This is a genomic window from Nocardia sp. 2TAF39 (assembly GCF_052114905.1).
GTDB lineage: Bacteria > Actinomycetota > Actinomycetes > Mycobacteriales > Mycobacteriaceae > Nocardia.
Genome location: NZ_JBFRFQ010000002.1, coordinates 211,164 through 233,989, shown reverse-complemented (window position 1 = coordinate 233,989; position 22,826 = coordinate 211,164). Strand labels below are relative to the sequence as shown.

Genomic DNA, 22,826 nt, shown 5'->3' with positions numbered 1-22,826 from the left:
ATCCTATTTTCACCCACACCCCGAACACGGTGGTTCACCAACACTGGGGAACCACCGCGCCTCAGGCTGTGGGCGAGCTTCCCGGTCTACCCCAACGCTCCCTGCCGTTCCTGGAACCGCTGCTCGAAACCCTTCACGAACGTGGTCGGCGACGACGAGCTCATTTGTTCGCTTCCGCCGCTCTCCTCATCGGCCCCATACTCTTCGCGGCACTTCGGCCATTCTGCATTCTGGCATGACGCGCTCCACCGCAGGCTCCCATGAGCGGGAACTCTCTCGGGTGCGGCAGGATCGAGCTGAACGGCTGTTGCGCAGCGAGTTCCGTCGGCCTCGGTCACCGTCAACGGTCAGGTCATCGCATGGCTGCCGATCGACCACAGCACCAGGGCTTGCCGGCGCTGGTCGGGGTTGGTTGATGTTCCCCGGCCGTACATCCAGTCCGATCAGCACCTAATCGGACAACAGTGCGTCGAGCCGTCGGAGCGCGGGGTGCCACGCCTTCTTGTAGAAGTGGTAGGCGGTGACCGCGCCGTTGCTCGTGTGGAACAGCTACGTGTCCCCCAGGCGGCTCAGATTCAGCCGCCGCAGCCACCGTCGGTCGCCCGATCAGGAATGCCCGGCGATGATCACTTCGGGGATGCCGGTGCCGAGCGGGACCGGCGTGCACACCGGGGCCGGGCTGCCCGGATCCAGGACGGTGAGCAACAACTCCTGCACGAACGGGTCGTACACCATGTGGAAATGCCCGGTGAGGTCAGATGGACACAGATCCTGCAGCACGATGTTCCGTGCGCCGGGGCCACGCAGCGCGATGTTGCTGAACGGCTGGATCATCTCGTCGACCCGGCTGCCGATGGTCACGTATCGGACGCCGGGCACCGTGTCACCGCCCGCGTTGAGATCGGTCATGATCGGCGATCCCTCTACTTGCTGCACCGCCGCGAGTGAGGTCACCTGGGCGAATGCCTGCAGTGCACCGGGGATCGCCTCGGCGATCGGCACCAGCCCGTACATCACACCGCCGTAGCTGGGCGAAGCGAGACCCACCCACTGGTCGACCTTGGGCGCACCGCCGAGTTTGTTGACGTAGTAGCGGGTCACAGTGGCGCCCTGCGAGAAACCGACCAGATCGACCTTCCCCGCGCCGGTCGCCGCGAGCACCTGATCGACGAACGCGCCGACCTGGTAGGCGCTGAGCACCAGGTCCTCCGTGCCGTAGCTCTCCGCGCCGGGCTTGCCACCGTAGTTCACGGCGAATACGCAGAATCCGGCAGCGGTCAGCTGCGGCGCGATGGCCGACCAGTCGGAATAGGCCGAGGAGTCGGTCCCGTGCGCGAGCACCACCGGTCGGGGATGGGCGGCGGTCGGCACACAGCCGAAGTCGTTGGTGCCCACCGGAACCGCACCCGGATGAGCCTTCATGTACACCGCGGCGGCCAGGTGGTCCTGCTGTGGCGGAGCGGAATGCATCGGCACGTCGGGCGGGCGGACGAACGGGTCGGCCGACGCAGCGCCGGAGCCGAGCACGGCGGATCCGGCGATCACGCAGGCCAGTACGGCGCTACATAAACGTGAATAACCCCAACTCCGCGAGCCCCTTGACTGTCCCATGCCATAATGATCTACCCGATCGGCTCTAAATGCGCGCGCTTATGGGGTGTTTCACGTCCCCTACTTCTCGGGGGTCTCGTCCTCGGCGAGGATTCGGTAGAGGGACTTGCGGGTCTCGGTGAGCAGTTCGGCCGCACGCGCGGCCTGCCCCGGGGTCCCCGCGGCGGCGACCTGCGCGACCGCGCCCATCAGCTGCCCGACAAGTCCGCGGAGGTCGATCGCCTGCGCACCGACGTCCTGCTTGACGTCCGCCCACGGATCGCCCAGCTCGTCACGGTGATCCGTGACATACTCGGTGCCCGTTTCGGTCAGCTTCGCGGTCTTGCGACCCGCGACTTTCTCGATGAGGACGAGACCCTCGTCCTCCAGCTGTGCCAGCGCAGGGTAGATGGACCCCGGGCTCGGCCGCCAGATATCGTCGCTGCGCTCACGGATCTGCTGGATGAGTTCGTATCCGTGCATCGGCCGCTCGGTGAGCAGTAGCAGCACGGCGGCGCGCACATCGCCGCGCCTGCCCCGGCCGCCACGCCCTCGGCCGCGCCCGAAGTGCGGCCCGAAACCGGGTCCGAACCCAGGCCCGAACTCGTGCCGTCCACCGCGGCGAAACCGCCGCCCTGGCTCGAAGTCCTCGTGGCCCGGCAGCGGCCCGCGGCCACGCCGCCCGAATTCTCGATGTCCTTCGTGTTGCATGTCAGCCTCCCAAGGCTCTCGTGTTTTCATACTATCGACGATATATCGACAATGCATCGAGCGCAAGGGGCTCGGGAGTGAGCCGGACCTCGGTCAGCCAGCGAGTCGATCCAGTGCGGGCCGCGGGCCGCGGGCCCGAAACCCACCCTTCGGCCGCACGGCACCCGCAGGGCCGCGCCGAAGACACCTGAGCATCCCCAGGTCCAAGCAGCGATGCGGTCCACATGGAGGTCGTCAGCGCCACTGCAGCCGATAGCCGAGAACCGCCGCGACCCTGTCGACGAGAACCCACATGACGCCATACCCAGGCGTTCTGGCATGAACGACGACCACGTCCACACCGACCGATGGGTGGACACCGATCAAGCGCTCAGGAAACGAGCGAGTCGATCCAGCGCTCCAGCCGAGCCCCCTCGGCAACCATGAGCTCGGGTTCATGGAAGGCGTTGGTAAGCAACGAGATTCCCTGATAGGACGCGATCAACGCCACCGCGAGCTCGCCGGCATCACCGCGACCCATGGCCGCGAATTGCCGCTCGACCCAGTCGATCAATGCACGCATGCCGGTTGCCGCCTCGCGGTCGAGCCCGTCAGCGCGCTTGCCCAGCTCCACAGCCAATGTCCCAGTGGGGCAACCGAACTGCGCCACCACCTCCCGCTGATCAACCCAGCCGCGCACCAACGCCTTGAGCCGGTCCTGCGGTGTGTCGTGCTGTTCCAGCACAGTGATCAGATCCCGCAGATTCCGCGTGTGCGCGCCGAGCGCCGCCTGCACCAGCTGATCCTTCGTCTTGAAGTAGTAGTACACATTGCCCACCGGAACCTCGGCGGACCGGGCGATATCGGCGATCGTGGTCTTCTCGACGCCCTGCTCGTGAAACACCCGAGCCGCTGCGGCAGCGAGCCGCTCCCGCTTGCCCGCCTGCGGCGCCGCGCCAACTGAGTTAGTCACACAACTGACTATAGACAAGCCGGTGACCGTCGGCTAGATTTTAGTCAGCCAACTAACTAGGAGTGATCGTGATCGTAGTCGCCGGAGCAACCGGTAATGTCGGACGCACCCTCGTGCAGACCCTCGCCGACGCGGGTGAACAGGTGGTCGCAGTGTCCCGCGGGAGCCAGGACATCGCACTGCCCGACGGCGTGCGCCACCAACAGGCCGATCTGACCGATCTCGACACGCTCTCCCCCGTCTTCGCGGGCGCCAAGGCATTGTTCCTGCACGACACCGGTGCGAGTGCGCACCTGATGGACCCGCGGGCAATTCTCGAGCTCGCCACGGCCGGCGGAGTCGAACGGCTCGTGCAGCTGTCGTCCCAAGGAGTCGTCACCCGCGCACAGTCGGCCTCACACGGGAATCTGGGACGGTCCTTCGAGGACGCAGTCCGGGAGTCGGGTATCGAATGGACGATCCTCCGGCCCGGAGGATTCGCGTCCAACGCGTTCGCCTGGGTCGAATCGGTTCGTACCCAGCGGACCGTCGCCGCACCGTTCGGCGACATCGGCCTGCCGATCATCGATCCGTCGGACATCGCCGAGGTTGCCGCCGCGGTCCTGCGCGAGGCCGGTCATTCCGGACAGAGCTACGAGTTGACCGGTCCGGCCCTCAGCACACCGCGGCAGCGGGCAGCTGCGATCGGTGACGCCCTCGGCGAGCCGATCGAGTTCATCGAGCAGACCCGAGCCGAGGCGCGCGCACAGATGCTGCGGTTCATGCCCGAGCCAGTCGTCGAGACCACCCTGTCCATCCTCGGCGTACCCAACGCCGCTGAGCAGCGGATCAGCCCCGATGTCGAGAAAGTTCTCGGCCGCGCACCCCGCACATTCGCGGACTGGGCGCAGCGAAACATCGCCGCCTTCCGATAGTCCACAGGTCCGTGCGCACTGACTATCGCCGGTCGTTCAGCCGATATCGACGGGATCTATCTGGACGCGCAGAGGCGCGTCCGAGCGGTGAGTGCTGCGGATGGCTTGGGCAGCGGTGAGGGCGCGGGCCAGCGCGGCGCCGGAACCACGGTGGACACGCAGCAGCATGCGTTCGACCTCGGCGGGGGAATCGCCGGCGAAGGGCTTGCGGGCGCCGTCCGGGAGCGAGACCGGACCGAGCATGTCCACGCCCTCTGGAAGGATTGCGGTGGAAAGTAATTCGGCGATCGCATCGGAGGCGCCGTCGATCGCGGCCATCCGGACAGCTGGTGGGAAACCGACCTCGGCGCGGGCGCCGACCTCAGCGCGGGCGTGGCCTACCGGATCCCAGCGGACCAAGGCCTGCACGGTGGGTATCGAAGGCTCGGCCATCACGATGACCTGGCCCTGCGTACGGACCAGGGTGGCGGCCGACATCCAACGGCGCAGCGCATCCTCCGCGGCCCGCAGGTCGGCGCGGCTGAGGAGCGCCCATCCGTCGAGCAACAGCGCGACGCCATAGCCGCCGGGGACGATGGGTTCGGCGCCCACCGTCGCGACCACGACCTGCGGTCCCGGCTCCACGGTGTCGAGCATCGCACCGCCGCCGGAGCCGCGGATCGGCACGCCAGGAAATGCGCGCCCGAGTTCCTCCGCGGTGCGGGACGCGCCGATCACTACGGCGCGCAAGGCGCGTGACCCACAGGTGGTGCAGCGGAACGCAGCCTCGGCGATACCGCACCAGCGGCAACTTGGGCTCTGCGCGGCAGCGCTGGATTCGGCCGACGATCCTCGTTGTCCGCGCGCCTCCGGCAGTGCAAGGGGGCCGTTGCAGTGCCGGCATCGGGCCGGGGTGCGGCATTTCGCGCAGGCCAGCGCGGGTACGTACCCGCGCCGCGGCACCTGCACCAGCACCGGTGCCCCCTCCTTCAACGCGGAGCGGGCGGCCGCGAACGCGACACCGGGAATCCGGACGGCCCGAGCCACCGGATCGCGTTCGAGCGCGATGTCGCTGTCGCCGGGCGCGCTGATCCTGGGCGAGGCCGCACGCACCACGACGCGGTCGGCGACCAGATCGTGTGCCCACCCGGAATCGACCACTGCCTGGATCTCGGCGGTCCGGGCGAATCCGGCCGCGACGAACGCCGCACCGGTCTCGTGTGCGCGCAGCATCGCGACCTCACGCGCGTGCGGATAAGGTGCGCGCGGTTCGGCGTAGGTGTCGTCACCGTCGTCCCAGAGCGCGATCAGCCCGAGGTTCGCGGCGGGTCCGAACACCGTGCTGCGCGTGCCGACCACCACGCGTGCCGACCCACGCAGCACCGCGAGCCAGCGCCGGTATCTGGCCGCGGGCCCGAGACCGGCGGCCAGTCCGACCGCCGAATCTCCCACCAGCCGAACGCATTCCGCCAGCACGCGGTCGAGGTCGCGTTGGTCGGGCACCATGAGGATGGCACTGCGCCCCTGCCCGGCAACAACGGCGGCGAGCTCCGCGAGTCGACGCGGCCAGTCCTCGCCCGGTAGCGCCTGCCAGGCCGCGCGCGCCCCCTTCCCCTGCCCGAGTGCGGCCAGAAAGGCGGCGCCGTGGACGTACCGTTTCCACGGCGCGATGTCTACGTCGATGCTCGAAAGTGCCTGTGTCCTGCCTGCATCGCGGGGAGCGGCCGGTTCCATGGTCGACGCACCGGCCTCGAACGCGTCACCGTCGTCAGCAGCGAGCGGGCGTGACGGTTCGCCGGTTGCCGGGCCAACGGCATGCGGCACACCAGTGGCGTTCGCTCCAGCGGGTCGGGCGCCCGGCGGCTCCGTGACATCGCCGGATTTCGGCGCCGGCGCGCCTTCGGCTTCGATAGACGACTCACCATCGGCCTCGTTCGGTTCCGTCGATCCACTGGTGACGAAAGCGACCGAGGCAGCCGAAACACCTTGTCTCGCAGACGAATCGACCGACGCCTTCGCTCCCCCGGATTCCGTGCGGGCGTGCCGCGGCGGAATGGCCAAGCGGAGCACGTCGGCGCGGGTACCGGCGTAACGCGCGGCGACCGCGGTGGCGAGGGCCAGGATTTCCGGTGTCAGGACGCGCTCGCCGGACACGACGCGTTCGAGCTTGACCAGTTTGCCGCTGTGGTCGCTGCGCGCGAGCCGAGCGAGCAGGTAGCCGTCGACGAGGCGCCCCGCGAAACGGACGCGCACCCGGACCCCCGGCTGGGCGATCTCGTCCAGCTCAGGGGGAACCAGGTAGTCGAAGTCGCGGTCGAGGTGCGCCGGTGACAGCAGCGGGAGCACCCGGGCGACCGGGTGCGCCACGGTTGCGGGCCCCGTGGACGGACGGTCCCCCTGCGTGGCGGGGACGTCCGCCGCGGGTTCGTTCACTCGGACACGGTCGGGTTACAAGCCGATGGCCGCGCGCAGCTTGTCGGCGCGGTCGGTGTGCTCCCACGGAAGGTCGACGTCGGTGCGGCCGAAGTGGCCGTACGCGGCGGTCGGTGCGTAGAGGGGGCGCAGCAGGTCGAGATCGCGGATGATCGCGCCGGGGCGCAGGTCGAACACCTCGGTGATCGCCGTCGAGATACGCAACGGATCGACCTTCTCGGTGCCGAACGTCTCCACGAACAGACCGACCGGTGCGGCCTTGCCGATCGCGTACGCCACCTGGACCTCCACACGCTCGGCCAGTTCGGCCGCGACGACATTCTTCGCGACCCAGCGCATGGCATACGCGGCGGAGCGGTCCACCTTCGACGGGTCCTTGCCGGAGAACGCGCCGCCGCCGTGCCGCGCCATGCCGCCGTAGGTGTCCACGATGATCTTGCGGCCGGTCAAGCCCGCGTCGCCCATCGGGCCGCCGAGCACGAACTTGCCGGTCGGATTGACCAGCAGACGGATGTCGGAGGTGTCCAGGGGTGTGGGCAGTTCCAGGTCTGCCAGCACCGCGTCGACGACCTTCTCGCGGATATCGGGCGCGAGCAGGTTGTCCAGGTCGATGTCGGCGGCGTGCTGGGTGGAGATGACGACCGTGTCGAGGCGGACCGGGCGGTCACCTTCGTATTCGATGGTGACCTGGGTCTTGCCGTCCGGACGCAGGTATGGCAGCACGCCGGACTTACGGACCTCGGTGAGCCTGCGCGACAGCCGGTGCGCCAGCGCGATCGGCAGCGGCATCAGCTCGGGGGTGTCGATGGTGGCAAAGCCGAACATCAGGCCCTGGTCACCCGCACCCTGCCGCTCGATCTCGTCGTCGGAGCCGCCCACACGCGCTTCGTGCGAGGTGTCGACACCCTGCGCGATATCCGGCGATTGCGCGCCGATCGCGATATTCACACCGCAAGAATTGCCGTCGAAACCCTTTGCGGACGAGTCGTATCCTATTTCCAGCACTTTCTCCCGGACAATTCGCGGGATGTCCGCATAGGCCGACGTGGTGACCTCACCCGCGACATGGACCTGACCGGTCGTCACGAGTGTTTCCACCGCGACCCGGCTGCGCGGGTCCTCCGCCAGCAACGCGTCGAGGATGGAATCGCTGATGGCATCACAGATTTTGTCCGGATGACCTTCGGTCACGGACTCACTGGTGAAAAGCCGGCTGCCGGACGTGCGCACAGTTCTTCCCTCTCCCTCAACGGGTTGCTCGTATCGGCTTGCGACAGTAACGCGATGTCGCTACCGCGCAACCCTTACATTTCAGACTATTCCAAATCACCGAGTCCGCGAGTCCGTTGCCACGCCGTAGCCCAGAAGACTGAAATCACGGTGTCTTCACCGCGATGACGACACTACGGGGCGAACAACCATCCGATCAGCTGGCTGATCATGGCGAGTACCCAGGTGAACTCAGCGCAACAACGCGCTCAGCGCGTCGAGCACCCGGCTCGCGAGCAACGCCTTCGAGCCGTGATCGAGCGCCTGCTCGGTGCCGTCCGCGCCGAGCAGCCACCCGTCGTTGGTGTCCACCTCGAACGCCTTGCCCTCGCCGACCGCGTTGACCACCAGCAGGTCGCACCCCTTGCGGGCGAGTTTTGCCCGCGCGTGGGTGAGGACGTCGCCCTGCTCGTCGCCGGTCTCGGCGGCGAAGCCGACGATCGCGGTGCCGGGCAGCTGGCCGTCGCGCCGCGCCTGCACCAGGCCGGCGAGGATGTCATCGGTCTTGGTCAGCTTGATGACGTCGGGTTCGCCCGCACCTTTCTTGATCTTGGCGGCGGCCACATTGGTCGGCCGGAAATCGGCCACCGCGGCGGCCATGATCACCGCGTCGGCACCGACTGCGTGCTTGTCGACGGCGATCTTCAGCTGTTCGGCCGTCGTGATGTGCACCAGATCGACGGCGGCGGGAGCGGCCATCTCTATCGTGTTGCCCGCGATCAGCGTCACCTGGGCGCCGCGCTGGGCCGCCACTCGGGCGAGCGCGTACCCCTGCTTACCGGAGCTGCGATTGCCGAGGAAACGCACCGGGTCCAGCGGTTCCCTGGTGCCGCCTGCCGTGATGACGACCCTGCGGCCCTCCAGATCGCGCGGAATCGCGTCGGCGCGCTCCCTGAGCAGCGACGCGAGGCCGAAGATCTCCTCGGGCTCGGGCAGCCGTCCCGGACCGGTGTCGGCGCCGGTGAGCCTGCCCGCCGCGGGCTCCATGACGATCGCACCGTGGGCGCGCAGCGCCGCGACATTGGCGACGGTGGCTGGATGCTCCCACATCTCGGTGTGCATCGCGGGCGCGAACAGGATCGGACATCGGGCCGTCAGCAATGTGGCGGTGAGCAGGTCGTCGGCGCGGCCGGACGCGGCGCGCGCCATGAGGTCTGCGGTTGCCGGGGCGATGACCACGAGGTCCGCCTCCTGGCCCAGCCGAACGTGTGGAACCTCGGGCACATCCGCGAACACGCCGGTGTGCACCGGGTTCCCGGACAGCGCCTCGAAGGTCGCCTTGCCGACGAACTGCAGCGCCGACTCGGTGGGGATCACCCGAACCTGATGTCCGGTCTCGGTGAACCGCCGGACCAGTGCGCATGCCTTGTACGCGGCGATCCCTCCGCCGACGCCGACGACGATCCGTGTGGTCACTACGCCTCCGGCCTAGTCGTGGTTACTGCGAACCCGGGTTCGCCTCACTCGCCTTCGGAGTGCTCGAGCAGGTCGGAGTGGATTTCCCGCATCGCGACCGACAGCGGCTTCTCCTGCAGCCCCGGCTCGACCAGCGGGCCGACGTACTCGAGGATGCCGTCGCCGAGCTGGTTGTAGTAGTCGTTGATCTGGCGGGCCCGCTTCGCCGCGTAGATGACCAGGGCGTACTTGGACGAGGTGCGCTCCAGCAGCTCGTCGATCGGCGGGTTGGTGAGGCCGACCGGCGTGTCGTAGGCGGGCGCGGTATTGGTGTCCGTACTGCTCACTAGGGAGGCTCCTGCTGTATCGGATGTCGCATGAGCGGGGGGCCCTGCGTGGTTACGCAAGCTGCCTACTCCGGGCCCTGATCGCTCATGCGCAAGGTGGGGGTCACGAACTCGAATTCGTGCTAACGAACAACGATACCAACTGCTCACAGGCGCTGGTCACCTCGTCGTTCACGATAACGATGTCGAACTCGTCACAGGCCGCCAATTCGGTCCTGGCGGTTTCCAGTCGACGTTCGATCACCTCGGGGGATTCGGTGCCGCGCGACCGCAGGCGGGCCACCAGCTCGTCCCAGCTCGGCGGGGCGAGGAACACCAGAATCGCCTCGGGGATTGCCCGGCGCACTGACCGCGCGCCCTCCAGGTCCACCTCGACCAGCACCGGAAGGCCCTCCGCGAGGGCGGAGCGCACCGGCCCGGCCGGGGTGCCCGAACGCTGCAGCCCGCCGTGAATGTCCGCCCACTCGAGCAGTTCGCCCGCCGCGATCATCGCGTCGAACTCCGCCCGGGAGACGAACCGGTAGTCGAGGCCGTCGACCTCCCCGGGCCGGGGGGCCCGGGTCGTTGCCGACACGCTGAAGACCAGGTGGGGCAGTCGCTCGCGGACACAACGGACCACAGTGGACTTGCCCACGGCCGAGGGGCCGACCAGTACAACCAGCCGACCCTTCTGCGTGTGTTCGACCACCTTGTGTCAGGCGTCGAAGTCGAACCGGGCCAGCAGCGCCTTGCGCTGCCGATCTCCCAGTCCGCGCAGCCGCCGGGTGGGGGCGATCTCCAGCTCGCTCATGATTTCCGCTGCCTTGACCTTGCCCACCTTGGGCAGGGCCTCCAGCAGCGCCGACACCTTCATCTTGCCGAGGATTTCGTTGGTCTCGGCGTCGGTGAGGACCTGCTTCAAATTGGTGCCGCCACGCTTCAAGCGCTCCTTGAGCTCCGCCCGAGCGCGGCGAGCGGCAGCCGCCTTCTCCAAAGCAGCGGCGCGCTGCTCGTCAGTCAGCTGGGGAAGGGCCACGGTTCCTCCGTCTCATCGTTCATTGCATCAACTCCTGCCGGTAACCCGGCAGTCTCAGCGACCGTACCCACGACGTCCGCCGATTGCGAACCCACCCCCCAGGTCAGCGCATGATTCCGGATGCCGTAGACGCGTATACGGCACCCCGGCCACCCCGCCTCTGCGGCCTCCCGGATCGGGCCGCCGAACCCACGAAATACCCCGCCATCAGGGCTTTTTCGACAAACCGACTGGTTTGCGGAAGGGTTGCGACGGCGCGGCACGGCGCGCCAGCAACCAGTCAGGCGCCCTACCAGGAACTTTCTCGAAATTTTCCGCGTGTCGCGAGTTCTCGCCGCGTGTCGGGCGTCACACTGGGCGATGCGCGCCGCGATCTTGGGCCTCCGACGCCGTACAGACGACGCTGCGCCGACCCGGGGCGGTTGCTACATCCGTGGCACCCTCCGGTCCGCAAATCGGCCCAGAATGGCATATAGCCCTCGGCACGGGGCACATGTGTGCGTGCATCCACACTCGCAATTACCGGAGACGACCGAGGGCCGGCGCCTGCGCGCCGGCCCTCGAGGTCACTTCTGTAGGAACGCGAACGCGTCTTGAAGCGCGCTTACTCTCGCACGCAGTGCTGGGACAGTCGGTCCTTCGCGCAGAACCTCGCGCGAGACGTTCGGGACCACGGCCCGCAGCATCGGCTCGGGGACCAGGTCACGAATGGATTCCGGACCCCCGCCCTGGGCGCCGACGCCCGGCATGAGGATCGGGCCGTTGAGCGCGGAAAGGTCCGGCGCCTCGGTCAGCGTGGCGCCGACTACCACACCCACCGATCCGAACCCGGTGCCCGCGTTACGGGCCGCGGCCTCGTCGACCATCGTCTGAGCGATAGTGCGGCCTTCCGCCGTGACCACCCGCTGCACCTGCGCCCCTTCGGGATTCGACGTGGCCGCGAGCACGAAGACTCCGCGGTGGTTGATCTCGGCGAGCGTCAAAGCCGGTGCCAGCGAACCGAATCCGAGATACGGCGAGACCGTCACGGCGTCCGACCCGAGCGAACCGTCGCCCAACCAGGTGCGCGCGTAAGCGTCCATGGTGGAGCCGATGTCGCCGCGCTTGGCGTCGGCGAGCACCAGGGTCCCCGAGGCGCGCAGCACCTCGATGGTGCGCTCGAGCACGGCGATTCCGCCGGAACCGTGGGCTTCGAAGAACGCGACCTGCGGCTTGATCAGCGCGGCCAGGCCGTCGAAGGCCTCGACGCAGATCTCGGCGAACCGTTCGAGCCCCTCCACGTCCTCGGTCAGATCCCAGGATCGCAACAGTTCCGGATGCGGGTCGATGCCGACGCACACCGGGCCGAAATGCCGCATCGCATGCCGCAACCGGCTGCCGAAGCTCTTCATCCCGCCCGCTCCGTCCTGCCCAGGCGACTCACCCACGCAGCACCGAGTGCAGTTCCTGCAGCGATCGCACCCCGATACCGCCGTTGATGCCGGCCTCGATGCCCTGCACCGCGGCCGCCGCGCCCTGCACTGTGGTGATGCACGGAATGTTCACCCCGACAGCCGCGGTGCGGATCTCGTAGCCGTCCACGCGGGGCCCCGAGTTGCCGTAGGGGGTGTTGAACACCATGTCGATCTCACCGTCACGGATCTGCTCCACGATCGTCGGCTCGTCCGCGGGCCCTTCCTCGGAGTGCTTGCGCACTCGCTGGCACGGAATCCCGTTGCGGCGCAACATCTCCGCCGTTCCCTCGGTGGCGAGGATGCGGAAGCCGAGGTCGTGGAGCCGCTTCACCGGGAAGACCATCGCGCGCTTGTCCCGGTTGGCGATCGAGACGAACACGGTGCCCTCGGTCGGCAGCGAGCCGTACGCGGCGGTCTGGCTCTTGGCGAAGGCGGTGCCGAAGTCCGCGTCGATGCCCATCACCTCGCCGGTGGACTTCATCTCCGGCGACAGGAGCGAATCCACGCCGGAGCCGTCGGCGCGGGGGAACCGGTGGAACGGCAACACCGCCTCCTTCACCGCCACCGGGGCGTCCAGCGCGACGTGTCCGCCGTCGCCCTCGCTCGGCAGCATGCCTTCTTTGCGCAGCTCGGCGATGGTGGCGCCGAGCATGATCCGCGCGGCGGCCTTGGCAAGCGGCACCGCGGTGGCCTTGGACACGAACGGAACGGTCCGGCTGGCACGCGGATTGGCCTCCAGCACGTAGAGCACGTCGTCCTTGAGCGCGTACTGCACGTTGAGCAGGCCCTTGACACCGATGCCATCGGCGAGCGCGACGGTGGAGCGGCGCACCGCTTCGATATCGCTGCGGCCCAAGGTGATCGGCGGCAGCGCGCAGGCGGAGTCGCCGGAGTGGATGCCCGCCTCCTCGATGTGCTCCATCACACCGCCGAGGTAGACCTCCTCGCCGTCGCACAACGCATCGACGTCGATCTCGATCGCGTCCTCGAGGAACCGGTCGACCAGCACCGGGTGCTCCGGGCTGACCTCGGTGGCGCGCGAGATATAGCCCTCCAGGGACTTCTCGTCATAGACGATCTCCATGCCGCGCCCGCCGAGCACGTAGGACGGGCGCACCAGCACCGGGTAGCCGATCTCCGCGGCGATCTTCTCGGCCTGCGCGAAGGTAGTCGCCGTACCGTACTTGGGCGCGGGCAACCCGGCCGCGACGAGCACGTCGCCGAACTCGCCGCGGTCCTCGGCCAAGTCGATGGCGGCCGCGCTGGTGCCGACCACCGGAACGCCCGCCTCGGTCAACCGGTGCGCCAGACCCAACGGGGTCTGCCCGCCGAGCTGCACGATGACGCCCGCGACCCGACCGGACTCGGTCTCGGCGTGGTAGACCTCGAGCACGTCCTCGAAAGTCAGCGGCTCGAAATAGAGGCGGTCAGCGGTGTCGTAGTCGGTGGAGACGGTCTCCGGGTTGCAGTTGACCATCACGGTCTCGTACCCGGCCTTCGACAGCGTCTGCGCCGCGTGCACGCACGAGTAGTCGAACTCGATGCCCTGGCCGATCCGGTTCGGCCCGGAGCCGAGGATGATCACCTTGTCACGGTCGCGCTGCGGCGCGACCTCGGACTCCGCCGCGGGGTCGAGCTCGTAGGCCGAATAGTGATACGGGGTCTTGGCCTCGAACTCGGCCGCGCAAGTGTCGACTGTCTTGAAGACCGGGCGCACGCCGAGCCGGTGCCGCAACGCACGGACACCGCTCTCCCCGGCCAGCTCGGGCCGCAGCGCGGCGAGCTGACGGTCGGACAGGCCGTAGTGCTTGGCTCGCCGCAGCAGCGGCTCGTCCAGCACCGGTGCGTCGATGACCTCCTGGCGCAGCTCGACCAGGCCGGCCACTTCCGCCACGAACCAGGGGTCGATGCCCGAGGCGGCGGCCACGTCCTCGATGCTCGCGCCGAGGCGCAGCGCCCGCTCCACCTGGTAGATACGACCCTCGGTCGGGGTGCGCAGATCCGCCAGGACGGCCTCGACGGCCGCGGCGACCGCCTGCGGGTCGCCGCCTTCGGACGGAGCCCACTTTCCATCGTCTTGTGTCCAGAAGCCCGCGGCCTTGGTTTCCAGCGAGCGCAGCACCTTACCCAGTGCCTCGGAGAAGTTGCGACCGAGCGACATCGCCTCGCCGACCGACTTCATGGTGGTGGTGAGGGTGGGGTCCGCGCCGGGGAACTTCTCGAACGCGAACCGCGGCGCTTTGACGACCACATAGTCCAGGGTCGGCTCGAAGCAGGCCGGGGTTTCCTTGGTGATGTCGTTGACGATCTCGTCGAGCGTGTAGCCGATGGCCAGCTTGGCGGCGATCTTGGCGATCGGGAATCCGGTCGCCTTGGACGCCAGCGCGGACGAGCGCGACACGCGCGGATTCATCTCGATGACGATCAGGCGTCCGTCGCGGGGGTCCACCGCGAACTGGATATTGCAGCCGCCGGTGTCGACGCCGACCTCGCGCAGGATGGCGATGCCGAGGTCGCGCATCTTCTGGTACTCGCGATCGGTGAGCGTCATGGCTGGGGCCACGGTGACCGAATCACCGGTGTGCACGCCCATCGGGTCCACGTTCTCGATCGAACAGACCACCACGACGTTGTCGCGGCCGTCGCGCATCAGCTCGAGCTCGTATTCCTTCCAGCCGAGGATGGACTCCTCGATGAGTACGTTCGCCGTCGGCGAGGCGGCGAGGCCGCCGCCCGCGATGCGGTCGAGGTCCTCGTCGTTGTAGGCCATGCCGGAGCCGAGGCCGCCCATGGTGAACGACGGACGCACCACGACGGGAAAGCCGAGCTCGGCGACCGTCTCGCGGACCTCGTCCATCGTGAAGCAGACCCGCGAACGTGCGCTCTCGCCGCCCACCTCGGCGACGATGTCCTTGAACTTCTGCCGGTCTTCACCGCGCTGGATGGCCTCGAAGTCGGCGCCGATCAGCTCGACGCCGTACTTCGCGAGCACGCCGCGCTCGTGCAGCGCGACCGCGGTGTTCAGCGCGGTCTGCCCGCCGAGGGTGGCGAGAATGGCGTCGGGGCGCTCCTTCTCGATGACCTTCTCGACGAACTCCGGCGTGATCGGCTCCACGTAGGTGGAATCGGCGAACTCCGGGTCGGTCATGATGGTCGCCGGGTTGGAATTCACCAGCGACACGCGCAGGCCCTCGGCCCGTAGCACCCGGCACGCCTGGGTGCCGGAGTAGTCGAATTCGCACGCCTGGCCGATGACGATCGGGCCAGAGCCGATCACCAGGATGTGCTCGAGATCCTCGCGACGAGGCATCAGGCTCCTTCCATGAGACCGGCGAAACGGTCGAACAGATATGCGGCGTCGTGGGGCCCGGCGGCCGCCTCCGGGTGGTACTGCACGGAGAACGCGCGGCCGTCGACCAGCCGGACGCCTTCGACCGTGCCGTCGTTGGCGCAGACATGGCTCACCTCGGCCGTGCCGAACGGGGTGTCGAACCGCTCGCCCTGCTCGCCCTCCAGCGCGAACCCGTGGTTCTGCGCGGTGATCGAGATCCGGCCGGTCTCGTGTTCGATCACCGGAATGTTGATGCCACGGTGGCCGAACTTCATCTTGTAGGTGCTGCGGCCGAGCGCGCGGCCGAGGATCTGGTTGCCGAAGCAGATGCCGAACATCGGAATTCCCCGCTCCAGCACAGCACGGGTCAGCGCGACCGCGCCGTCGGCGGTGGCCGGGTCGCCGGGGCCGTTGGAGAGGAATACACCGTCGGGCTTCAGCTCGAGGAGCTGATCCAGCGGCGTGTTCGACGACACCACATGCACCCGCATACCGCGCTGGGCGAACATGCGGGGGGTGTTGGTCTTGATGCCGAGGTCGACCGCGGCGACGGTCCGGCGGTACTCGCCGCCCGGCTCGATCGTGTACAGCGCATCGGTGCTCACCTCGCCGGCCAAGTCGGCGCCCAGCATCGAGGGCTGACCGTTGACCCTGGCCAGCAGCTCGTCGGCGGCGGCGAGCGCGTCCCCGGAGAAGATGCCCGCCTTCATCGAGCCGCGGGTGCGCAGGTGGCGCACAAGCGCACGGGTGTCGATGCCCGCGATGCCGACGACGTCCTGACGCTCCAGCTCGTCCGGGAGGGTGGTGGTGGCCCGCCAATTGGACGCACGCCGCGCCGGATCGCGCACCGCGTATCCGGCCACCCAGATCTTCGAGGACTCGTCGTCTTCGTCGTTCCAGCCGGTGTTGCCGATCTGCGGCGCGGCAGCCACCACGATCTGGCGGTGGTAGGACGGGTCGGTCAGAGTCTCCTGGTACCCCGTCATCGCAGTGCAGAACACCGCCTCACCGAGCGTTTGGCCCATGGCGCCGTAGGCTCGGCCGCGGAACACCCGGCCGTCCTCCAGCACGAGCGCTGCTTCACCTGTCATTCCTCGTCATCTCCCGTCATCGTCCTGGCCTGATCCGCCGTCGGATGCTGCGTCCAAACCGGGTAGACCGACTTGTCGTCGCCGCGGAAACCGGTATCGACCTCTGTCCCCGTGGGCAGCTTCCAGCGAATGACCAGCACACCATCTTGCGTCATCACCTTGCCCGCGTGGCCGCGTTCGGTGCGCACGGCCGTGATGGACTCCTGCGGAATCCACAGCACCGTCGCGCCGTCGCGTTCGAGCAGAATCCCCCGTTCGAACCGCGTGAGTTCCGCTGTGGCCCGGAAACCCAAGTCGCCCACCGTGATCCGGTCCTGCCAACTGGGCGCGATGGTGCTGCCGAGATAGAGTCCGGTGGTCGGCTCCAGCACCTGCGCGCCCAGCTCAGCGGGCACGGCGGGAAGTTCACCGATGCGCGCCTCCTGACGCGCCGCCCGGTTCTGCCAGCCCCGGTACATCAGCCAGAGGCCGACGACGAACAGCGCCAGCAGGCCGACCACCCACAGCGTTCTTTCCACTCACGAACCTCCTGTACTCGATCTGCGACGCTCCCGGTGCCCTGCGTGGTCACGCTCCGCTACCGCCTCCGGGCCCATCGCTCGCGCCGCGGTACTCGATCTGCGACGCTCCCGGTGCCCTGCGTGGTCACGCTCCGCTACCGCCTCCGGGCCCATCGCTCGCGCCGCGGTGTCCCGCGGGATACCCGCACACGGTCGGCTTCGATGAGCGAGTGCGCCATGATCGCTCATCTACGCCTCCGCACGGTTCCCCGCCGCTTTGCCTTCGCGCGCGGTCACCCGGCCCCGCAACAGGGTCGCTGTCACTCGGGCCGGGAACGTCATCGCCTCGAACGGCGTGTTGTTCGAGATGCTGGCGAGTTCGGCACCGCGCACCGTCCAGGTGGCGTTCGGGTCGACCAGCGCGAGGTTGGCCGGCTCGCCGACCTCGAGCGGCCTGCCGTGCTCGTCGAGGCCGACGACCTCGGCGGGGCGCTCGCTCATCACTCGCGCGACACCGCGCCAGTCCAGCAGCCCCGGCTCGACCATGGTTCGCACGATGATCGACAACGCGGTCTCCAAGCCCAGCATGCCGGGGCGGGCCGCGGCGAACTCGCAGCACTTGTCCTGTTCGGCGTGTGGTGCGTGGTCGGTGGCGACGCAGTCGATGATCCCGTCGGCCAGCGCCTGCCGCAGCGCGGCAGCGTCGGAGGCCTCGCGCAGCGGCGGGTTGACCTTGTTCACCGCGTCGTAGGTCTCCAGCCGCGAGTCGTCCAGCAGCAAATGGTGCGGGGTGACTTCGGCGGTGATCGAAATGCCCTGCGACTTGGCCCATTTCACCAATTCGACAGTGCCCGCGGTGGAGGCGTGGCAGATGTGCACCCGCGCACGCGCGTCACGAGCCAGCAGCGCATCGCGCGCGACGATCGACTCCTCGGCCGCGCGCGGCCAGCCCGCCAGCCCGAGCCGGGCAGCGGTGGGGCCCTCGTGCGCGACGGCGTCCTTGGTCAGCCTCGGCTCCTCCGCATGCTGGGCGATGAGCACGCCGAGCGAGTTCGCGTACTCCAGGGCGCGGCGCATGATCAGCGGGTCGTAGACGCAGTGGCCGTCGTCGGAGAACATGCGCACCGCCCCCGCGCCCGCGGCCATAGTGCCCATCTCGGCGAGTTGCTTCCCCTCCAGCCCGACCGTGACCGCACCGACCGGGTACACGTCGACCAGGCCGACCTCTTTGCCGCGCCGCCACACGTGGTCGGTGACGACCACCGAGTCGGCGACCGGGTTGGTGTTGGCCATCGCGAATACCGCCGTGTACCCGCCGAGCGCGGCGGCGGCGGAACCGGACTCGATGGTCTCGGTGTCCTCACGGCCCGGCTCGCGCAGGTGAGTGTGCAGGTCGACGAAGCCGGGCAGCAGGATCTGTCCCCGCGCGTCGATGACCTCGGCGTCCACAACCCCGAGATCCGTGCCGATGTTGCGGATCTCGCCGTCGGCGACGAGCACGTCGACCGGCTCGCCCTCGCCGTACAGCAGCGTGCCCTTGATCAGCACTGTGGTGTTCATCGTTCGCTCACTCATACGAGGGCCTCCTGTGTCCCGACGAGCAGGCGGAACAGGACAGCCATGCGCATGTGCACTCCATTTGTGACCTGTTGCAGCACAGCGGCTTTCGGAGAATCCGCGACCGAGGACGCGATCTCCATACCGCGCAGCATCGGGCCGGGATGCAGCACGACGGCATGGTCGTCCAGCAGCGCCAGCCTGCGCTCGGACAGTCCGTAGTTGATCGAGTATTCCCGGGCCGACGGGAAGAACCCACCATTCATTCGCTCGGCCTGCACCCGAAGCATCAGCACCGCGTCGGCACCGATCACCTCGGCGTCCAAGTTGTGCGAAACATGGGCAGGCCAGGTCTCGACGCCGACCGGCAGCAGTGTGCGCGGCGCGACCAGCACTACCTCGGCGCCGAGCGTGGCCAGCAGGAAGACGTTGGACCTGGCGACCCGGCTGTGCAGGATGTCGCCGACGATGACGACCCGCTTGCCCTCGATGTCGCCCAGCCGCTGCCGGAGGGTGAGCGCGTCCAGCAGTGCCTGGGTGGGGTGCTCGTGGGTGCCGTCACCCGCATTGACGACGGCCGGACCGCAGGCGCGTCCTTCCGAGACCGCCCACTCGTCCAACCAGCGCGCGATCTGGTGCGCCGCGCCGGAGGCCGGATGCCGCACGATCAGCGCGTCGGCACCCGCGGCGTGCAGGGTCAGCGCAGTGTCGCGCAGCGATTCGCCCTTGGAGACCGAGGAACTGCTCGCGCTGACGTTGATCACGTCCGCGCTCATCCACTTGCCGGCAACCTCGAACGAGACCCGGGTGCGGGTGGAGTTCTCGTAGAAGACCGTCATCACGGTGCGCCCGCGCAGCGTGGGCAGCTTGCGCACTTCGCGGCCGAGCAGGGCCTGTTCGAACCGTTCGGCTTCGTCGAGCAGTTCGGTCGCGGCGGTGCGATCGAGGCCGGCGACGGTCAGCAGATGCCTCACGCCCGCACCTCCGTGGCCGTCACCCGGGCGGCCACGAGGGGCGGGGCTTCGCGCGTGCGGTCCATCCGCGTGCGGTCCCGGTCCATCTACGCCTCCTCTTGGCGCAGGTAGACGCCGTCGCGACCGTCGTGCTCGGTGAGCAGCACCGAGATGTCCTCGGAGCGGTTGGTCGGCACGTTCTTGCCGACGTAGTCGGCGCGGATCGGCAGTTCGCGGTGGCCCCGGTCGATCAACACCGCGAGCTGCACGCCACGCGGGCGGCCGAGATCGCGCAGGCCGTCGAGCGCGGAGCGGACGGTGCGACCGGAGAACAGGACGTCGTCGACCAAGACGACAAGCGCGTCCTCGATGCCGCCCTCGGGCACCGAGGTGCGCTCCAGCGGCCGGTGCGGCCGACTGCGCAGGTCGTCGCGGTAGAGGGTGATATCGAGGGAGCCGAGGGCCGGGCGGACGCCGGAGAACTCCTCGATCTTGTCGGTGAGCCGCGCGGCCAGCGTGGTGCCCCGGGTGGGAATGCCGATCAGCACCACGCGCGGCGGGTTCGGCTCGCCCGCGTCCACCGCGGTCTTCTCGATGATCTGGTGCGCGATGCGCGCGATGGTCCGGCCGACATCGGAAGCCGACAACAGCTCCCGCCCCGCCTCCACCCACTCCGGGGTGTGTCGCTGCGATGTCTCGCCAGCGCCGGACTTGGCGGCCCGCTCTTCGGGCACAACCATGCCGACCTCCTTCCCCGCCTCACCGGACGGTCCGTTAAAGGATGTCTTACGGCAAGCAGCCTAGCAGCGCCCACTTCCGCGCTTTCACCAGGCATATCGCGTTGTGAGCCAGGCCACGGACACGGCTGTGCGCCCTGTCACCCCACCCAATAACTAGCACATATGTTCGATCAGCGATACCCTCGAAGGCATGTCGCCACCACTGCAGGGATCGCTGCTCGACGGGTTCGGTGCGATCGAATTCGGCCCGCTGCGCGAGTTCCACAGAAACGTGCTGGACCACGGCGCCTGGGTCGATGTGCTGCCCGGATGGCTCTCCGGCGCGGACGCACTGTTCGACCGGCTGGTCGGGAACGTGCCATGGAAAGCCGAGCGCAGGCCGATGTATGACCGAGTGGTCGACGTGCCCCGGCTGTTGAAGTTCTACGAGGAACACGAACCGCTGCCGGATCCGGCACTGGCCGACGCACGCACGGTGTTGAGCGAACATTATCGGCGCGAACTCGGCGAACCGTTCCGGACGGCCGGGCTGTGCTACTACCGGGACGGGCGTGACAGCGTCGCGTGGCACGGCGACACCTTCGGCCGGGGCGCGACACACGACACCATGGTCGCGATCGTGTCGATCGGGGCGCCGAGGGCGCTGCTACTGCGGCCGCGCGGCGGCGGTGCGAGCATCAAATACCTTGTGGGACATGGTGATCTGCTGGTGATGGGCGGCTCGTGCCAGCGGACGTGGGAGCATGCCGTGCCGAAGACACGCAAACCCGCCGGACCGCGGATCAGCATCCAATTCCGGCCACGCGGCGTTCGGTAGTTCGTTGCCCGAACGTATTCTCGCGTGTCACCCGGCGACGTTAGATTGGCAGCATGAGCAATCCAGGGGCGGGGGTCTTGGCCGTGATGCCGCTGCACACGATCAGCGAGGTCTACGGCGAGTCCGGGCTGCGTGACCGACTTCTACTGGAAATCGCCGAGCTGCCCGACACGGACCGCCTCGCCGCCGCGCTCGACCTGGCGGCCGATCTGCACCGCGAGGACCGCTACGGACGCGAGCCGTACCTCAACCATCTGCTGCGCGTGGCGATTCGGATCATCAGCCATTACGAGGTTCGCGACCCCGACGTGGTCGCGGCCGGACTGCTGCACGACGCGGTGGAAGACCACGCGGCCGAGTTGGCCGCGGACCGTACCAGCCCGGCCGCACCGGCCGCGCTGCGCGAGCTCACCGAGCGGTTCGGCGAGCGGGTGGCCGAGCTCGTCGCCGCGGTGACCAATCCCGAACCCGACCCTTCGATCGACCGGCACGCCCAGTACCGCCGGCATGTGGTGGCAAACCTGGACCGCGATCCGTGGGCTCGGATCATCAAGCTCTCCCACTTCACCGACAACGGCGTCGGCATCCTCTACGCGACCGGTCCCGCGATGCCCAAGCTCGCCGCCAAGTATCGCCCACTCACCAAGGTGTACCGCGAGTTGGTCCACCGGCCCGACACGCCCTTGGCCGACCACGTCAGGCAGCACATCCTCAACCAACTCGACCGTGCGGACGAGCGATTCGACGCCATTCTGGCTCGGGACTGAGCCCCGGAATCGACCCGGATCACCGAACCCGCGGCCGAATTCCGCTGCGGCGCAGTCCCTGTTCGGACGTCCGACGCGTTCACGTCCACACCGGTCGCGCGAGTGAAAGGCTGGGAAACCACCATCGGACGAAGCGGGAGATCTTGCGGCACAGACGAATCGAGCTGTTCTTCACAGTGCCGGCAGCGGCGGCCTATCTCGCCGCGACGGCGACGCTGGTCGCGACAGGGCACACCGCACTGCGCTACTCCGCCGATCATGACGACACACTGCCGCTGTGGGCGGCGTGGGCGCCGGTGCTCGGCGGACTCGCCATCGCCTCGCTGGTGCCGCCCGCAGCTTCCGAGAGGGCACAGCCCTCAGGCGCGAACGAGTCGGTGACCGTCCAGCAAGCATCGTGGTTGTTCGCACTCGGTCTCACCTTCGCCGTCGCCCTATACCTCTCCCCCGGCGACGATCTGTGGTTCATCGGCCTCAAACTTGCTCTGCTGCTTGCGGTTCCGCTGCTCTTGCGGCTCGCCGCCTGGCGTGAGTGGTATCGTGTCGACACGCACGGGCGCTGGCTGCGCGCGACCCCGGCGGTCCTGACGTTCGTGGCGCTGGCCAGCCTGCTCGGTCCAGGATTCAACGGCAGACCGCCGGATCCGGTGACCGTGCTGGTGGTATTTCTGGTGAACGCGGTTCTGGAGGAAATCTTCTACCGGATCTGGCTGCAGACCCGACTGGAGGCGATCTGCGGCCGCTGGCCCGCCATCATGTCGACCGCACTACTGTGGGCGTCTTGGCACGTAGCGCTGCACGGCGGCGCCGGATTCGCCGGCGATCTGGCGACCGTGGTGGTCCGGCTCGGCGTCGACGGACTCTTCCTCGGCTACCTGTGGTCGCGCTACCGCAATCCCTGGCTGCTGTTCGTGGTGCACGGACTGATCAACGCGCCGATCACCATGCTCGTGTCGATGGCATGAGCGAGCGAACAACAAGCACGGCCGAGCATCGCTCGGTCATGACGGA

Annotated in this window: 21 protein-coding genes; 5 read left to right on the top strand and 16 right to left on the bottom strand. The window is 68.3% G+C overall.

Annotation, left to right across the window (positions count from 1 at the left end):
• A partial coding sequence (locus tag AB4Z47_RS02580; RefSeq protein WP_441947523.1) for a hypothetical protein occupies positions 1-239 on the top strand: 239 nt, incomplete at its 5' end.
• A 367-nt stretch (positions 240-606) separates the two neighbouring features.
• Here the strand turns inward: AB4Z47_RS02580 and AB4Z47_RS02575 are convergent.
• From AB4Z47_RS02575 to AB4Z47_RS02565, 3 genes are all read right to left on the bottom strand, one after another.
• Positions 607-1,545, bottom strand: coding sequence for an esterase/lipase family protein (locus AB4Z47_RS02575; protein ID WP_441947522.1), 939 nt, complete (start codon positions 1,543-1,545; stop codon positions 607-609).
• Positions 1,546-1,671: 126 nt separating this feature from the next.
• Positions 1,672-2,331, bottom strand: coding sequence for a PadR family transcriptional regulator (locus tag AB4Z47_RS02570; RefSeq protein WP_441947521.1), 660 nt, complete (start codon positions 2,329-2,331; stop codon positions 1,672-1,674).
• A gap of 340 nt (positions 2,332-2,671) precedes the next feature.
• A complete protein-coding gene (locus tag AB4Z47_RS02565; protein WP_441947520.1) occupies positions 2,672-3,253 on the bottom strand; it encodes a TetR/AcrR family transcriptional regulator in 582 nt (193 codons plus the stop codon).
• A 68-nt stretch (positions 3,254-3,321) separates the two neighbouring features.
• Here AB4Z47_RS02565 and AB4Z47_RS02560 point away from each other — a divergent pair, with 68 nt between their 5' ends.
• A complete protein-coding gene (locus AB4Z47_RS02560) occupies positions 3,322-4,167 on the top strand; it encodes an NAD(P)H-binding protein (protein ID WP_441947519.1) in 846 nt (281 codons plus the stop codon).
• A 36-nt stretch (positions 4,168-4,203) separates the two neighbouring features.
• Here AB4Z47_RS02560 and AB4Z47_RS02555 read toward each other — a convergent pair whose 3' ends face one another.
• The 13 genes from AB4Z47_RS02555 to pyrR all read right to left on the bottom strand — a co-directional run bounded on the left by AB4Z47_RS02555 (position 4,204) and on the right by pyrR (position 20,231).
• Complete coding sequence (locus AB4Z47_RS02555) at positions 4,204-6,513, bottom strand: primosomal protein N' (protein ID WP_441947545.1); 2,310 nt, start codon at positions 6,511-6,513, stop codon at positions 4,204-4,206.
• 81 nt (positions 6,514-6,594) lie between these two features.
• The gene (metK, locus tag AB4Z47_RS02550; protein WP_441947518.1) at positions 6,595-7,809 is read right to left on the bottom strand and encodes a methionine adenosyltransferase; all 1,215 of its coding nucleotides are present in this window, start codon (positions 7,807-7,809) and stop codon (positions 6,595-6,597) included.
• 231 nt (positions 7,810-8,040) lie between these two features.
• Positions 8,041-9,264 (bottom strand): bifunctional phosphopantothenoylcysteine decarboxylase/phosphopantothenate--cysteine ligase CoaBC, encoded by a 1,224-nt coding sequence (coaBC, locus tag AB4Z47_RS02545; protein WP_441947517.1) that lies wholly within the window; start codon positions 9,262-9,264, stop codon positions 8,041-8,043.
• Between the two features lie 44 nt (positions 9,265-9,308).
• Positions 9,309-9,590 carry a DNA-directed RNA polymerase subunit omega gene (gene rpoZ, locus AB4Z47_RS02540; RefSeq protein WP_327118755.1) on the bottom strand — a complete coding sequence of 94 codons (282 nt, stop codon included), beginning with the start codon at positions 9,588-9,590 and terminating at the stop codon, positions 9,309-9,311.
• Between the two features lie 103 nt (positions 9,591-9,693).
• Positions 9,694-10,278 carry a guanylate kinase gene (gene gmk / locus AB4Z47_RS02535; RefSeq protein ID WP_441947516.1) on the bottom strand — a complete coding sequence of 195 codons (585 nt, stop codon included), beginning with the start codon at positions 10,276-10,278 and terminating at the stop codon, positions 9,694-9,696.
• A gap of 6 nt (positions 10,279-10,284) precedes the next feature.
• Entirely contained in the window at positions 10,285-10,605 is a 321-nt protein-coding gene (gene mihF / locus AB4Z47_RS02530) for an integration host factor, actinobacterial type (RefSeq protein ID WP_327118759.1), read from the bottom strand.
• Between the two features lie 566 nt (positions 10,606-11,171).
• Positions 11,172-11,996, bottom strand: coding sequence for an orotidine-5'-phosphate decarboxylase (gene pyrF / locus AB4Z47_RS02525; protein ID WP_441947515.1), 825 nt, complete (start codon positions 11,994-11,996; stop codon positions 11,172-11,174).
• A 28-nt stretch (positions 11,997-12,024) separates the two neighbouring features.
• Positions 12,025-15,369 (bottom strand): carbamoyl-phosphate synthase large subunit, encoded by a 3,345-nt coding sequence (gene carB, locus AB4Z47_RS02520; protein WP_441947514.1) that lies wholly within the window; start codon positions 15,367-15,369, stop codon positions 12,025-12,027.
• Complete coding sequence (carA, locus tag AB4Z47_RS02515; protein WP_441947513.1) at positions 15,369-16,481, bottom strand: glutamine-hydrolyzing carbamoyl-phosphate synthase small subunit; 1,113 nt, start codon at positions 16,479-16,481, stop codon at positions 15,369-15,371. The genes carB and carA overlap by 1 nt, the downstream gene beginning before the upstream one ends.
• Entirely contained in the window at positions 16,478-16,999 is a 522-nt protein-coding gene (locus AB4Z47_RS02510; protein WP_441947512.1) for a PH-like domain-containing protein, read from the bottom strand. Before AB4Z47_RS02510 ends, carA begins: the two co-directional genes overlap by 4 nt.
• Before the next feature lie 231 nt (positions 17,000-17,230).
• Positions 17,231-18,541, bottom strand: a complete 1,311-nt coding sequence (locus AB4Z47_RS02505; protein ID WP_441947544.1) for a dihydroorotase — start codon at positions 18,539-18,541, stop codon at positions 17,231-17,233.
• Positions 18,542-18,552: 11 nt separating this feature from the next.
• Complete coding sequence (locus tag AB4Z47_RS02500; RefSeq protein ID WP_441947511.1) at positions 18,553-19,512, bottom strand: aspartate carbamoyltransferase catalytic subunit; 960 nt, start codon at positions 19,510-19,512, stop codon at positions 18,553-18,555.
• Between the two features lie 86 nt (positions 19,513-19,598).
• Positions 19,599-20,231: a bifunctional pyr operon transcriptional regulator/uracil phosphoribosyltransferase PyrR gene (pyrR, locus tag AB4Z47_RS02495; protein WP_441947510.1), complete on the bottom strand. Its 633-nt coding sequence runs from the start codon at positions 20,229-20,231 to the stop codon at positions 19,599-19,601.
• A 190-nt stretch (positions 20,232-20,421) separates the two neighbouring features.
• On the opposite strand from pyrR, the gene AB4Z47_RS02490 reads away from it, so the two are divergent.
• The 3 genes from AB4Z47_RS02490 (at position 20,422) to AB4Z47_RS02480 (ending at position 22,780) form a co-directional block, all read left to right on the top strand.
• On the top strand, positions 20,422-21,048 hold the full coding sequence (locus AB4Z47_RS02490; protein ID WP_441947509.1) for an alpha-ketoglutarate-dependent dioxygenase AlkB: 627 nt from the start codon (positions 20,422-20,424) through the stop codon (positions 21,046-21,048).
• 53 nt (positions 21,049-21,101) lie between these two features.
• Positions 21,102-21,815, top strand: a complete 714-nt coding sequence (locus AB4Z47_RS02485; RefSeq protein ID WP_441947508.1) for an HD domain-containing protein — start codon at positions 21,102-21,104, stop codon at positions 21,813-21,815.
• A 143-nt stretch (positions 21,816-21,958) separates the two neighbouring features.
• Entirely contained in the window at positions 21,959-22,780 is an 822-nt protein-coding gene (locus tag AB4Z47_RS02480) for a CPBP family intramembrane glutamic endopeptidase (RefSeq protein WP_441947507.1), read from the top strand.
• The last annotated feature ends 46 nt before the right edge of the window (positions 22,781-22,826 follow it).

Bases quoted from the DNA above. Each gene is read 5' to 3' on its own strand.
- AB4Z47_RS02570 (WP_441947521.1), bottom strand. From the start codon at position 2,331: ATGAAAACACGAGAGCCTTGGGAGGCTGACATGCAACACGAAGGACAT.
- AB4Z47_RS02485 (WP_441947508.1), top strand. From the start codon at position 21,102: ATGAGCAATCCAGGGGCGGGGGTCTTGGCCGTGATGCCGCTGCACACG.
- AB4Z47_RS02490 (WP_441947509.1), top strand. From the start codon at position 20,422: ATGTCGCCACCACTGCAGGGATCGCTGCTCGACGGGTTCGGTGCGATC.
- carA (WP_441947513.1), bottom strand. From the start codon at position 16,481: ATGACAGGTGAAGCAGCGCTCGTGCTGGAGGACGGCCGGGTGTTCCGC.
- carB (WP_441947514.1), bottom strand. From the start codon at position 15,369: ATGCCTCGTCGCGAGGATCTCGAGCACATCCTGGTGATCGGCTCTGGC.
- pyrR (WP_441947510.1), bottom strand. From the start codon at position 20,231: ATGGTTGTGCCCGAAGAGCGGGCCGCCAAGTCCGGCGCTGGCGAGACA.
- AB4Z47_RS02505 (WP_441947544.1), bottom strand. From the start codon at position 18,541: ATGAACACCACAGTGCTGATCAAGGGCACGCTGCTGTACGGCGAGGGC.
- pyrF (WP_441947515.1), bottom strand. From the start codon at position 11,996: ATGAAGAGCTTCGGCAGCCGGTTGCGGCATGCGATGCGGCATTTCGGC.